The organism is Microbacterium sp. (assembly GCF_036566905.1).
Taxonomy (GTDB): Bacteria; Actinomycetota; Actinomycetes; order Actinomycetales; family Microbacteriaceae; genus Microbacterium.
Map to the genome: position 1 here is coordinate 1 of NZ_DATCVK010000148.1, position 12,712 is coordinate 12,712.

A 12,712-nucleotide genomic window follows, 5' to 3' on the forward strand; every position below is an offset into this window, starting at 1 on the left:
CGATGAAGAACGCCGTGAAGATGCCCCACGCGATCAGAGCCGGGATGTTCGGCATGATCATGCCGGACAGGAACGTGCCGAAGCGCTGGACTCCGACCCGTGCCTTGCTCGTGCCCGATGCGGGCACAGACGCCGTTGTCATTTTGCTGTCTCCTTCTTCTGGTTGTGCCGCAGCTGCGGGCGGCCTAGCGGGTGGCCGCCGTCTGGGCGGTTGTGCTTGCACTCTCGGCCGCGGCGTGTTGCGCCGCGATCCGAGCGGATGCCGCGTCGGACGCGGCGAGGGCGGCTGCGGCGATGCCGCGCGCCTCGTCGACGGTGTGCTTCAGCAGGGTGGCGCGCACGTCGGCGAGCGCCGTGGGCGCCATCGACAGGCTCGTGGCGCCGAGACCCACGAGCACCACGGCCAGGAGCGGATCGGCTGCCGCCTCGCCGCAGATGCCGACGGGCTTGCGGTGCGCCCGGCCGGCGTCGCCGACCTCCCGGATGAGCCGCAGCACTGCGGGGTGCCACGGGTCCTGGAGCGCGGCGACCGAGCCGAGCAGCCGGTCGGCGGCCATCGTGTACTGGGTGAGGTCGTTGGTGCCGATCGACGCGAAGTCGGTGTACGACAGGATCCGGTCGGCCAGGAGCGCTGAGGAGGGCACCTCGACCATGACCCCGGCGGTCTTGATGCCGTAGTCGCGGGCGATGTCGGTGAAGTACTCCGACTCCTCGACGGTCGCGACCATCGGCGCCATGACCCAGAGATCGGCGTCGGTCGCGGCATCGGCCTCGGCCAGCGCGGTGAGCTGCTCGCGCAGGATGTCCTCGCTCGCCCGCAGGGCCCGGATGCCGCGGAGCCCGAGCGCCGGGTTCTCCTCGTGGGCGTCGTTGAGGAACGCCAGCGGCTTGTCGGCCCCGGCGTCGAGCACGCGGACGACCACCTTCTTGCCGGGGAACGCCGAGAGCAGCTTCGTGTAGGCCTCGCGCTGCTGCTCGACGGTGGGAGCCTGGGCCGAGCTGAGGAAGAGGAACTCGGTGCGGAAGAGCCCGACCCCCTCGGCGCCGAGCGCCACCGCGTCGATCGCGCCCTCCGGCTTGCCGAGGTTCGCGAGCAGCGGCACCGGCGTGCCGTCGGCGAGGGCGCCGTCGGTGATCGGCGCGGACGACGCGGACGCCCGGTCCTCGGCGCGGCGCAGCGCCCGCTCGAGTTCGTCGGGCGTCGGCGCCGTCGTGACGACGCCGGCGGCGGCATCCACGATCACGGTCTCGCCGTCGCGGAGGTTCTTGGCGTCGACCGCGCCGACGATGGCCACGATCGACTTCTCGCGGGCGAGGATCGCCGTGTGCGACGTGGGGCCGCCCTCGGTGGTCACGAGCGCCAGCACCTTGTCGAGGTCGAGGAGGGCGGTGTCGGCCGGTGCGAGATCCTTTGCGACGAGGACGAACGGATGCCCGGGGTCGGGCACGCCGGGCGCCGGCTCGCCGCGCAGCCGCGCGATGACCCGCTGGGCGACGTCGTCGAGGTCCGCCGCGCGCTCGCCGAGGTAGCCGCCGAGCGCGGTGAGCTGGTCGCGGAACGACGCGAACGCGTCGAACACGGCGAACTCGCCCGTGCGTCCCTGGGCCAGCCGGGTGTCGACCTCGTCGGCGAGGGTCGGGTCCTCGGCCATCATCGCCTGTGCCTCGAGGACCTCCTGTGCGGCGCCGCCCGCCTGCGCTCCGCGCGCTTCGAGCTCGCGGGCGACGGCGGCCACGGCATCCGCCACCCGCGCCTTCTCTTCGTCGACGCTCAGTGTGCTGGGTGCGTCGGCCGGGGCAGGCGCCGGCTCGGCCATGCGCGCGACCGGTCCCTGGGCGACGCCCAGGCCGATTCCGACACCACGCAGTTCGGACATCTCAGGCCTCCGCGTCGTGGTCGGTGGTGAGCAGCTCGGCGAGGGTGTCGAGCGTGGCGTCGGCGTTGTCGCCGTCCGCCGTGAGGGTCACGTAGTCGCCCTGCTCCACGCCCAGCGCGATCACGCCGAGGATGCTGGCCGCGTTGACCGGGCCGCCCGCATCCTTCGCGATCGTGATCGGGATGCCGGCATCCTTGGCCGCCTGCGCGAAGAGCTTCGCAGGGCGCGCGTGCAGCCCGTGCGCCGATCCGATCCGGACGGTGCGGGAGATGGGTGGCATGTCGTGACCCCTTTTCTGTGGATCTGGTTCAGGAGTTCTTCTGGATCTCGTTCAGGACAGCTCTGTCGTGAGCTCGTGGTTCGGGGAGTTGGTCAGTCGGGGGTGTCGTGCGCGCCGGCGTCCGCGTCCGCGGCCGGAAGCGGCCCCCCGGGGCTTCCGGTCGCGGCGCGGACCAGCGCGAGGGTGCGGGTTCCGTCGCGATCTCCGAAGATGTCGGACGGCAGCAGCACCACGGTCGTGCCCCGTGCGGCGGCATCCCGCTCGATGCGCTCCAGCGCGTGAGCGAGATGCGGTCCGACCAGGACGACGTCCGCGGCATCGAGATCGATGGGCAGCGACTGCTCGGTACCGGCGAAGGCGGAGTAGTCGAGCCCCTCGGCGTGTGCCGCGTGACGCACGCGCTGAGCGACGAAGGTGCTCGAGGCACCCGCTCCGCAGACCACAAGGATCCTCATCGACCCGCCTCCTCATTGGCCATTCTTGTGAGAACGCTGAGAGGGGACAACCACTCCTTCTTCCGGAGGGGCGGAAACGCCGCGGTACGAGAGTGCCCGTAGCACCCGGCCCCCGCGCCGGGGGACGGCAGGCGTGGTTGACTGGGCAGGTGACCCGGGCCCGGCAAGATCGCGTGCTCGGACTGCTCCTGCGCGACGGTGACTGGCTCACGGCATCCGCCCTCGCCGACGCCCTCGGTGTGACGCCGCGCAGCATCCGCTCCTACGTGACCGCGGCCAACGCGCGCGTGGCTCCCGGCACGGCGGTCGAATCCGGGCCGCAGGGCTATCGGGCAGGCGCCGACGCCGCGGCCGCCCTCCGGGCGGGCAGTGACGCCGGCACGCCGCGCGACCGGCTCCACACCCTCGTGCGTGCGCTCCTCGACGCCCCCGACGGGATCGATGTGTTCGAGACCGCCGACGCGCTGCACGTCTCACCGGCGACGCTCGACGCCGACCTCGCACGGGTGCGCGGGCTGCTCGGCGGGACCGAACTCACCCTCGAGCGCTCGGCGTCCCGCGCCCGCCTGCGCGGGACCGAGGGCGCCCAGCGGCGGCTTCTCAGCAAGCTCGCCCACGACGAGATGGATGCCGGATCCTTCGACCTCGCCGCCCTCCGGCGAACCCTCGGAGAGGGATCGGTCGGCGCCGAGGCCTTCGGTCCGTTCAAGACCGAGCTGGTGGCACGCCTGGGCGCGCTCGGCTGGTTCGTCAACGAGATCGGCATCGCCGACGTCGTCATGCACATCGCGATCGCCGCCGACCGCACCGCGCGCGACCGGCCCCTCGACGCGATCGGCTCGGACGCCGGCGACCGGCCCACGCAGACCCAGGTGGCGGCCATCATCGAGGAGCTCTCGGAGCGGCACCTCGGCGTACGGCTCGGCAGCGCCGACCTGCAGCATCTGGCGACGCTCGTGCTCACCCGCGTCGTCGCCCCCGACGGAATCGCGGGAGCGGCATCCGCCACCGCGCCGTCGACCCTCGACCCCGAGGTGGAGGCCGCGGTGCGCGACGTCGTGACCGCCGCCGCCGAGGAGTTCCTCGTCGACATCGCCCACGACGACTTCGTGGTCCGCCTCGCGCTGCATGTGCAGAACCTGCTGCACCGCGCGCGCGAGCAGGCGTGGTCGCGCAATCCGCTCACGCGCTCGCTCAAGTCGACGTATCCGATGATCTTCGAGGTGGCGGTGTTCATCGCGAGTCGCCTGCAGCAGCGCCTTGGGATTCCGCTGCCCGACGACGAGATCGCCTACATCGCGATGCACGTCGGCGGGCGCCTGGAGCGCAGCCGGCGTGCCGACCAGCTGCTGACCGCGACCATCGTGTGCCCGGGCTACTACGACCTGCACGAGCTGCTTCGCTCCAGTGTCGACCGCTCGCTCGGTCAGGCCATCGAGGTGGTCGGCGTCGAGACGCGCGTCGATCCCGACTGGGCGTCGATCGACACCGACCTCGTGCTCACCACGATCGACCCGCCTGCGACGACGGAGCGGATGGTGCGCATCCAGCCGTTTCTCACCGACGCCGACGTCGAGCGCGTGCAGGCCGCCGCGGGCCGCATCCGTCGCTCGCGACGGCTCGCGCGGCTGCGCGCCGAGCTCGAGCGCTACTTCGAGCCGTCCGCCTTCCTGCGCGGCCTCGACGACGCGGCGGCGGCCGGCGAGGAGGGGGTGATACGCGCGCTCGGGGCGCTGCTCCTCGAGCGCGGCGTGATCGACGCCGCGTACGTCGAGCGCACCATCGATCGTGAACGGCTCTCGTCGACCGCGTTCACCGATGCCCTGGCGGTGCCGCATGCCCTCGAGATGACGGCATCCCGCACGGCCATCGCGATCGGGATCGCCGACCCCTCGATCGCGTGGGGCGACGGCCGCGTGCAGGTCGTCGCGCTCGTCGCGTTCTCCGAGAACGATCGCGAGGCGTTCCAGACCGTGTTCGAGCAGTTCGTCGAGGTGTTCAGCGAGCGCGACAGCGTGCAGCGGATCGTGCGCCGCGGCACCGACTTCAACGCCTTCCTCGACGAGCTCGTCGCCGTCATCGACGGCTGAGCCCGGCTCGGAGCCGGTCGATGCCCCGGTGGTAGCTGATCGACGCCGGGGTGCCGGGTCAGCCGCGGGCGAGGCGCTCGGTGAGGTCGAGGCGCACCGCGGGCCACTCGTGGGGGAGGATCGAGAACACCACGGTGTCGCGGAGCGTGCCGTCGGGGCCGAGCCGGTGGTTGCGCAGCACGCCGTCCTGCCGGGCGCCGAGCCGGGCGATCGCGGCGCGCGACTGGCGGTTGTGCCAGTGCGTGCGGAACTCGACCGCGATCGCGTCGCACGCCTCGAACGCATGGCCCAGCAGCAGCAGCTTCGACGCCGTGTTCACAGCCGTGCGCTGCGCTTCTCGTCCGATCCAGGTGTGCCCGATCTCGACGTGGCGATTCGGCTGGTCGATGTTGCAGAAGGTCGTCGTGCCGACCACGCGTCCGGTGTCGAGGCGACGGACCGCCCAGGGATTCATGTGGCCTTCGTCGCGCCACGCCAGCCGCTGCGCGATGTCGGCGGCGATCCCCTCGGGACGCGGCACGGACGTGTACCAGGTGTGCTCCAGGCCGACCGCCGCCGCGGCGAGGTCGGCTTCGTGCTCGGGTGCGAGCGGTTCCAGGCGCACGTACGCGTTCTCCAGCGCAATGGGCAGGGTGAGCAGCATCCCCCGAGCCTAGGGCTCGATGTGCCTCTCGCGGCGTCGACATACTTCGCAATTGTTCGGCCGATCGGAGCCTCCCTCTCGCGGGCCGACCTAGGCTCGAACGGTGCGTTCATTCGGGCGCATGCACAGCGAAGAGGACTCGAACCACGATGAAGACGAAGAGGCGAGTAATCGCCCCCATCGCACTGGCACTGGCGGCGACCATCGGACTGGCGGCCTGCGCGCAGGGCGAAGCAGCACCCGAGACGACGAGCGCCGAGGCGACCGGACAGTTCACCTACGCGATCGCGAGCGACCCGTCATCGCTCAACCCGATCAATGTGGGCGACCGCTGGGGCCTCACGGTCACGAACCTCGTCTACTCGCCGCTCGCACGCGTCGAGGGCGACGGCACGGTCGTCAACGAGCTGGCCGAGTCGATCGAGCCCGCCGACGACGGCCTGTCGGTCACCGTCACCCTGAAGGACGGCCTGAAGTGGTCCGACGGCGAGCCGCTCACGGCCGACGACGTCGTCTTCACCTACACGAACAAGGCGGTCCGCGAGAACGGCAACGCCGACCTGCTGTGGATCGGCGACCAGCCCATCACCGCCGAGGCCACCGACGAGCGCACCGTGGTCTTCCACCTGCCCACCGTCAGCGCGGCGGCCCTGAGCAACATCGCGACCGAGACGTACATCATCCCGGAGCACGTGTACGGCGACGTCACCGACTTCTCGGTCGCTGAGCTCGACCCGATCGCGGTCGGCTCGGGCCCGTACAAGCTCGCCGAGTACGAGCGCGGCCAGTACCTCACGTTCGAGGCGAACGAGAACTACTACGGCGAGGCGCCGAAGATCCCCGAGGTGACGCTGCGCATCGTGTCGGACGCCGACACCGTGAAGACGGCGCTGCAGACCGGTGAGGTGGACGCCTCCTTCGCGACCCCTGACCAGGTCACCGAGCTCGAGGGCGCCGGACTGAACGTGAACCCGTACGCGGAGGGCCGCGTCGCCTACGTCGGCCTCAACGCCGCGAAGCTGACCGACCCGAAGGTGCGCCAGGCGATCTTCTTCGCGCTCGACCGCGACGAGATCAACACCGGCGCGTTCCTCAGCGAGGACTACTACGAGGACGCCTACACGATCCTCCCGCCGAGCAACGCCTACGCGACCGAGGACGTCGAGAAGTACGAGCAGGACGCCGATGCCTCGGCCGCCCTCCTCGACGAGGCCGGCGTGTCCGACCTCACGCTCACGCTCGCGTACGCCAACTCCGACCCGGCCCAGACGACCGAGGCGACGCTGATCCAGCAGCAGCTGCAGGACGCCGGCATCACGGTGGAGCTCGCGGGCGTCGAGCCGGCCGCGGTCTTCGAGGAGATCCAGAAGGGTGCCGACTCGCAGTACGACGCCTTCCTCGGCGGCTACATCATGGGACAGGACCCCGACGCGTACAGCCTGCTGTACCGCTCGGGCGCCTCGGCGAACTACTTCTCGTACTCGAACCCGGCGACGGACGCGCTCTTCGATCAGGGCGCCGTCGAGCTCGACCCCGACGCGCGTGCGTCGATCTACGCCGACCTGCAGGCGCAGATCGCCGAGGACGCGGTGGTGTTCCCGCTCGCCGACAACCTCAAGATCCTCGCCGTGAACCCGCGGATCGGCGGTGTCGAGGACGCCAAGCTGGTCCCGATCTACACCTTCGAGAACTTCGGGCTTCTCACCGAGCAGTAAGCGACTGACGTCACGGGCACCCGCCACGGGTGCCCGTGACGTCGTCATGTCCGGCGGAGATCCTCGCCTGGCGCCTCGGCTGAGCCGAGTCCGAGCCTCTGGCGCCCATCGCCGGAAAGGAGAACGATGGCGGTCTACATCCTGCGCCGCCTGCTGCAGGTCATCCCCATGCTGCTGCTGGTGACGTTCGTCGTCTTCCTGCTGCTGCACGCGGCACCCTACGACGTCGTCGACGCCATCACGACGCCGCAGATGTCGGAGGAGACCCAGGCGGCGATGCGCGCCCGGTACGGCCTCGACCAGCCGATCGTCGTGCAGTACGGGCTCTGGCTCGTCAACGTGCTGCAGGGTGACCTGGGGTACTCGCTCGTGAGCCGGCACTCGATCGCCGAAGAGCTCGCCGCCCGCATCCCGAACACGATCATGCTGGTGGCTCCGGCCTACATCGCCGCCCTCGTCATCGCCGTGGTGCTCGGTCTGATCGCCGGCTCCCGGCGTGGCACTGTCGTCGACAAGACGATCGACGGGCTCGCCGGCATCGGCATCGCGACACCGTCGTTCTGGTTCGCGCTCCTGGTCATCTACGTGTTCGGCTATCAGCTGCGATGGTTCCCGATCATCGGCATGCACTCCGTGGGCAAGCAGGGCGATCCTGTCGACTTCCTGATGCACTTCGTGATGCCGTTCCTGGTGCTGGTCGTCGCGTTCTTCCCCGAGCTCGCGCGGTACGTGCGCTCCGCCACCATCAGCCAGCTCTCGCAGGACTACGTGCTGGTGCAGCGCGGGTTCGGCGCCTCGCGCCGTCAGGTGCTGACCCGCCACGTCGGCCGCAACGTGATGCTGCCGATCATCACGCAGCTGGGTCTCGCACTGCCGATTCTCGTCACCGGCGCCATCGTGACCGAGTCGATCTTCGGCTGGCCCGGTATCGGCCCCTACTTCCTCACGGCGACGCGGAGCCTCGACTACCCGGTCGTGCTCGCGGTGCTGCTGCTGTCCGCCGTGCTCGTCGTCGTCGGAAACCTGATCGCCGACATCCTCTACGTCGTCGTCGACCCGCGCATCCGGATCGGAGCGGGCTCATGACCGCCACCACTCCCAACGTCGCCGCCGCCATCGACGCGAACACCCTGGTACACCGCACGCGGTCGTTCCGCTCGGTCGCGGCCCTGCTGGCCATCGCGTTCCTCGTCATCGTCGGTGCGGTGTCGCTGCTCGCCCCGCTCCTACCGCTGGATCCGACTTCGACCGACCTCGCCATCCGCTGGCAGCCTCCGAGCGCCGCGCACTGGTTCGGCACCGACGAACTCGGGCGCGACTACTTCTCGCGCGTCGTCTACGGCGGACGCATCTCGCTGACCGTCGGCATCCTGGCGATGATCGCCGCCACCGCGATCGGCGTCGTCGTGGGCCTCGTCGCGGGGTATGCCGGTGGCCGGATCGACGACCTGCTGATGCGGTTCGTCGACTTCCTGTCGTCGATCCCGTGGATGGTGCTCGTGATCGTTGCGAGCGTGTTCCTCAAGCCGGGGCTCTGGACCATCATCTTGGTGATCGGCGCGTTCTCGTGGATGGCGACCGCCCGCCTCGTGCGGGCTGAGACGCTGACGCTCCGCGAACGCGCGTTCGTGCGATACGCCCGCTACATCGGCGTGCGGCGCGAGCTCGTGATGTGGCGGCACGTGGTGCCCGACGCCGCGCCGACGATCATCGTCGCCGCGACCGCGAGCATCTCGACGGCTATCCTGACCGAGTCGGCGCTGAGCTTCCTCGGCCTCGGCATCCAGCCGCCGATGGCGTCGTGGGGGAGCCTCCTCGAGTCGGCGCAGGGGAGCCTGCAGACGGCGCCGTACCTGGCGCTGATCCCCGGCATCCTGATCCTGCTCACCGTGCTCTCGTTCAATGTGCTCGGCGATGCGCTGCGGCGGTCGGTCAGTGAAGGGGGTGCGTCATGACGGTCCCCACTCCCGCTCCCGGCGGGCAGCGCCACGCGTCGGGTGCCGGGGGCCTGGCAGCCACCTCGAGCACCGCTTCGACGGCAGGCGACGTGCTGCTGAGCGTCGAGGGCCTCGACGTCGACCTCGCCGGCCGCACCGGCGGCCGCGTGCGCGTGCTCGACGACGTCTCGTTCGAGGTTCCCCGGGGCCGCGTCGTCGGGATCGTCGGCGAGTCCGGGTCGGGCAAGACGATGCTGCTGCGCGCGCTCATGGGCATCCTTCCCGAAGGTGCCACGCGCGAGTGGCGGCACGTTCTCCTCGACGGCCGTGACGTCACGGCCGCGATGTCGCGCGAGCGGCTGCCGGCGGCGATGGTCTTCCAGGACCCGATGACCTCGTTCAACCCGCTCGTGAGGATCGGCGCGCATCTCTCCGAGGTGGCGCAGCGGTTCCAGCGGGTCGGGCGGCGTCAGGCGACGGCGCTCGCACGCGAGGCGCTCGTCGCGGTGCGCATCCCCGACCCCGACCGCGTGCTGTCGCGGTACCCGCACGAGCTTTCGGGCGGCATGCGCCAGCGCGCGATGATCGCGATGGCACTCCTCGCGCGACCCGAGCTGCTGCTCGCCGACGAGCCCACGACGGCGCTCGACGCCACGATCCAGGCGCAGATCCTTGCGCTGCTGCGCACCCTGCAAGCGGAGCGCTCGCTGACGGTGCTCATCGTGACGCACGATCTCGCCGTGGTTGCGGCCGTCTGCGATGAGGTGCTCGTGATGAAGGACGGTCGCATCGTGGAGGCCGGCGACGTCGATCGCGTCTTCCGCGAGCCGCAGCACGCGTACACCCGGGAGCTGCTGGATGCCGCGCCCGCCGCGCCGTCGACAGGGGAGGAGGACGCATGACCGGGCGTCTGCCGGACGATCTCGTGCGGGTCGAGGGACTCGTGAAGACCTTCCCGCTGCGCAACGCGTGGGGCCGAACGACCGGCACCGTCCGTGCCGTCGACGGGGTCGACCTCACCATCCGACGCGGCGAGACGCTCGCCCTCGTGGGGGAGTCGGGGAGCGGCAAGTCGACCCTGGGCCGCTGCATCCTGCAGATGGACGAGCCGACGAGCGGCAGCGTCACGTACGACGGCGTCGACCTCACGACGCTCGCCCGTGCCCGCCGCGCGCCCTACCACCGCTCGATGCAGGTCATCTTCCAGGACCCGTTCTCGTCGCTGAACCCGCATCGCACGGCACTCCAGAACGTCATGGAGCCGCTCACCGTGCTCGCCCCCGACGCGGATCCGCGCGTGCAGGCGATCGAGGCGCTCGCCGCGGTCGGGATCGACGGCGACGCCGTCCACCGCCGACCGCGCGCGTTCTCGGGCGGCCAGCGTCAGCGCATCGTGATCGCGCGCGCGATCGCCGTGCGTCCAGGATTCGTCGTGTGCGACGAGCCGCTCTCGGCGCTCGACATGTCGATCCAGGCGCAGGTCACCGACCTGCTGCTGCGCCTGCAGCGCGAGCTCGCGCTGACGTACCTGTTCATCTCGCACGACCTCTCCGTCGTGCGAGAGATCGCGACGCGCACCGCCGTGATGAACCGCGGCCGCATCGTCGAGCTCGGCCCCACCGCTGAGGTGTTCGCGTCGCCGCAGCACCCCTATACGCGTCATCTCCTCGATGCCGCGCTGTCGACGGACCCGGTGCAGGCGCGACGCCGTCTGGAGCGCATCTCCACGCGACCGGAGCCTGTCGGCCTCGAGCCCGACGGCACCGCGCTCGCCGAGATCTCGCCCGGCCACTTCGTGCTCCGCTGACGCAGGGCTGAAGTCTTCGCGATCGTCAAGCGCGTTTCGTCTCGCTTCGCTCGCTCAACGACCGGGGGGCATAGTTCCGGTCGTTGAGCGAGGGAGCGCCGGCGACCGAGACGAAACGCGCCGAAGTCTCCGCGATCGTCCGGCGCGTTTCGTTTCGCTCGTTCCTCGCTCGCTCAACCACCGAGGCATAGTTCCGGTCGTTGAGCGAGGGAGCGCCAGCGACCGAGACGAAACGCGTCGAAGTCTCCGCGATCGTCCGGCGCGTTTCGTCTCGCTCGTTCCTCGCTCGCTCAACGACCGGCGTCGGCGGATCAGCCGCCGTACTCGACGAGCAGCGCCCGGGCGCCGTCCGCGAGCGCGGCGACACGTGCGGCGGCGTCGTCGCGGGACTCGCCCCGTACGTCGAGGTAGAGCTTGAGCTTGGGCTCGGTGCCGCTCGGCCGCACGATCACGCGCGAGCCGTCCGCGAGCCAGAGCCGCAGGACGTCGCCCGGCGGAAGGTCTTCGAACCCGTCCTGCAGGTCGTCGATGCGGTCCACCGCGACATCTCCGATGGATTCCGGATGCCGGGCCCGCAGCGCCGCCATGATGCCCGAGATCTGCGACACGTCGTCGACGCGGATCGACACCTGATCGCTCGCGAAGGCGCCGAACTGCTCCTCGAACTCGGCGAGGAGATCCCCCAGCGTCGCCCCACGACCGCGCGCCTCGGTCACCATGCCGAGGATCGCCACGGCGGCCGAGATCCCGTCCTTGTCGCGCACCGTGGCCGGGTTCACGAGGTAGCCGAGCGCCTCCTCGAATCCGAACACGATGCCGGGGGCGCGGGAGATCCACTTGAAGCCCGTCAGCGTGGCGTGGAAGTCGAGGCCGTAGTGCTCGGCGACGGCCTGCAGGCCGGGGGACGAGACCAGCGAGCAGGCCAGCGAGGCGCCCTCGGGGGCAGGGCCGCCAGCCGTCGTGAGCTGCGCGGCGCGCCACCCCAGCAGCAGGCCGATCTCGTTGCCGGTCAGCCGCCGCCAGCCGCCCTCGGCGGAGTCGTCGGGCAGGGCGACGGCGAGCCGGTCGGCGTCGGGGTCGTTGGCGATCACGAGCTCGGCGCCCGCTTCGCGGGCGGCTTCGAAGGCGAGGTCCATCGCACCCGGCTCTTCAGGGTTCGGGAACGCCACGGTCGGGAAGGTGCCGTCGGGCTCGAGCTGCGCCGACACCGGCACCGGCGCCGGATAGCCGGCGACCTCGAGGATGCGCGACAGCGTCTCCCACCCGACGCCATGCATCGCGGTGTAGACCCAGGTGAGACCCTCGGCTCCGGCCGGCGCCGGGGCGACGGCGGCGGTCTCGGCGATGTAGTCGTCTACCACGCTCTCGGTGGCCACCTCGAAGGCGAGCGAGCGGGGGAGGGTGCTGATGTCGCCGACCTCCGCCACCTGCGCGATATGCGCGGCGATCTCCGCATCGGCGGGCGAGACGATCTGCGAGCCGTCATCGGCGCCGCCCAGGTACACCTTGTAGCCGTTGTCGTCGGGCGGGTTGTGGCTCGCGGTCACCATGACGCCGGCCGCGGCGCCGAGGTGCCGCACCGCGAAAGCGAGCACGGGGGTCGGCAGCAGGCGGGGGAGCAGGATGGCGCGCAGGCCGGCGCCTGCGAAGATCTCGGCGGAGTCGCGTGCGAACACGTCGGAGTTGCGACGACCGTCGTAGCCGATCACGACGATCGGGGCCTCGTCAAGGATGCCGGGGACCTCCGGCCCCTCCGCCTCGAGCGCATCGATCGACGGCGGCTCGGTGAGCTCCGGCGCATCGGGCATCGTCACGCCAGCGGCGGCATCCGATGCCTCCGCGGCGCCCTCGGCGGCATCCGGTGCCTCCGCAGCATCGTCGGCGCCGGCATCCGCGGCGCGCTCCGCG

At 70.9% G+C, this 12,712-nt stretch carries 11 protein-coding genes; 6 read left to right on the forward strand and 5 right to left on the reverse strand.

Translation table 11 applies throughout. From position 1 onward, the window contains the following. Nucleotides 1–185: 185 nt before the first annotated feature. The 3 genes from ptsP to VIP82_RS11335 form a co-directional block, all read right to left on the reverse strand. Entirely contained in the window at nucleotides 186–1,877 is a 1,692-nt protein-coding gene (ptsP, locus tag VIP82_RS11325) for a phosphoenolpyruvate--protein phosphotransferase (RefSeq protein WP_331908588.1), read from the reverse strand. A gap of 1 nt (nucleotide 1,878) precedes the next feature. After that, the gene (locus tag VIP82_RS11330) at nucleotides 1,879–2,157 is read right to left on the reverse strand and encodes an HPr family phosphocarrier protein (protein WP_308868269.1); all 279 of its coding nucleotides are present in this window, start codon (nucleotides 2,155–2,157) and stop codon (nucleotides 1,879–1,881) included. A gap of 92 nt (nucleotides 2,158–2,249) precedes the next feature. Then, nucleotides 2,250–2,612, reverse strand: coding sequence for a PTS sugar transporter subunit IIB (locus tag VIP82_RS11335; protein ID WP_331908590.1), 363 nt, complete (start codon nucleotides 2,610–2,612; stop codon nucleotides 2,250–2,252). A 149-nt stretch (nucleotides 2,613–2,761) separates the two neighbouring features. Between VIP82_RS11335 and VIP82_RS11340 the strand changes: the two genes are divergently transcribed. Next, a complete protein-coding gene (locus VIP82_RS11340) occupies nucleotides 2,762–4,702 on the forward strand; it encodes a BglG family transcription antiterminator (protein ID WP_331908592.1) in 1,941 nt (646 codons plus the stop codon). A gap of 58 nt (nucleotides 4,703–4,760) precedes the next feature. Here the strand turns inward: VIP82_RS11340 and VIP82_RS11345 are convergent, their stop codons facing one another. Next, a complete protein-coding gene (locus VIP82_RS11345; protein WP_331908594.1) occupies nucleotides 4,761–5,345 on the reverse strand; it encodes a GNAT family N-acetyltransferase in 585 nt (194 codons plus the stop codon). A 149-nt stretch (nucleotides 5,346–5,494) separates the two neighbouring features. Between VIP82_RS11345 and VIP82_RS11350 the strand changes: the two genes are divergently transcribed. The 5 genes from VIP82_RS11350 to VIP82_RS11370 all read left to right on the forward strand — a co-directional run bounded on the left by VIP82_RS11350 (nucleotide 5,495) and on the right by VIP82_RS11370 (nucleotide 10,804). After that, a complete protein-coding gene (locus tag VIP82_RS11350; RefSeq protein ID WP_331908596.1) occupies nucleotides 5,495–7,060 on the forward strand; it encodes an ABC transporter substrate-binding protein in 1,566 nt (521 codons plus the stop codon). Between the two features lie 126 nt (nucleotides 7,061–7,186). Further along, nucleotides 7,187–8,146: an ABC transporter permease gene (locus VIP82_RS11355; protein WP_331908598.1), complete on the forward strand. Its 960-nt coding sequence runs from the start codon at nucleotides 7,187–7,189 to the stop codon at nucleotides 8,144–8,146. Further along, complete coding sequence (locus tag VIP82_RS11360; protein ID WP_331908600.1) at nucleotides 8,143–9,015, forward strand: ABC transporter permease; 873 nt, start codon at nucleotides 8,143–8,145, stop codon at nucleotides 9,013–9,015. The genes VIP82_RS11355 and VIP82_RS11360 overlap by 4 nt, the downstream gene beginning before the upstream one ends. Next, nucleotides 9,012–9,899 (forward strand): ABC transporter ATP-binding protein, encoded by an 888-nt coding sequence (locus VIP82_RS11365; protein ID WP_331908602.1) that lies wholly within the window; start codon nucleotides 9,012–9,014, stop codon nucleotides 9,897–9,899. Before VIP82_RS11360 ends, VIP82_RS11365 begins: the two co-directional genes overlap by 4 nt. Continuing rightward, entirely contained in the window at nucleotides 9,896–10,804 is a 909-nt protein-coding gene (locus VIP82_RS11370) for an ATP-binding cassette domain-containing protein (protein WP_331908604.1), read from the forward strand. The genes VIP82_RS11365 and VIP82_RS11370 overlap by 4 nt, the downstream gene beginning before the upstream one ends. Nucleotides 10,805–11,115: 311 nt before the next feature. On the opposite strand, the gene VIP82_RS11375 is transcribed toward VIP82_RS11370, so the two are convergent. Then, nucleotides 11,116–12,712 (reverse strand): phospho-sugar mutase (locus VIP82_RS11375; protein ID WP_331908606.1); only part of this gene is annotated, 1,597 nt, incomplete at its 5' end.

Excerpts from the sequence above, each read along its gene's own strand:
- ptsP (WP_331908588.1), bottom strand. The coding sequence starts at position 1,877 with ATGTCCGAACTGCGTGGTGTCGGAATCGGCCTGGGCGTCGCCCAGGGA.
- VIP82_RS11370 (WP_331908604.1), top strand. The coding sequence starts at position 9,896 with ATGACCGGGCGTCTGCCGGACGATCTCGTGCGGGTCGAGGGACTCGTG.
- VIP82_RS11365 (WP_331908602.1), top strand. The coding sequence starts at position 9,012 with ATGACGGTCCCCACTCCCGCTCCCGGCGGGCAGCGCCACGCGTCGGGT.
- VIP82_RS11330 (WP_308868269.1), bottom strand. The coding sequence starts at position 2,157 with ATGCCACCCATCTCCCGCACCGTCCGGATCGGATCGGCGCACGGGCTG.
- VIP82_RS11350 (WP_331908596.1), top strand. The coding sequence starts at position 5,495 with ATGAAGACGAAGAGGCGAGTAATCGCCCCCATCGCACTGGCACTGGCG.
- VIP82_RS11345 (WP_331908594.1), bottom strand. The coding sequence starts at position 5,345 with ATGCTGCTCACCCTGCCCATTGCGCTGGAGAACGCGTACGTGCGCCTG.
- VIP82_RS11360 (WP_331908600.1), top strand. The coding sequence starts at position 8,143 with ATGACCGCCACCACTCCCAACGTCGCCGCCGCCATCGACGCGAACACC.
- VIP82_RS11335 (WP_331908590.1), bottom strand. The coding sequence starts at position 2,612 with ATGAGGATCCTTGTGGTCTGCGGAGCGGGTGCCTCGAGCACCTTCGTC.
- VIP82_RS11355 (WP_331908598.1), top strand. The coding sequence starts at position 7,187 with ATGGCGGTCTACATCCTGCGCCGCCTGCTGCAGGTCATCCCCATGCTG.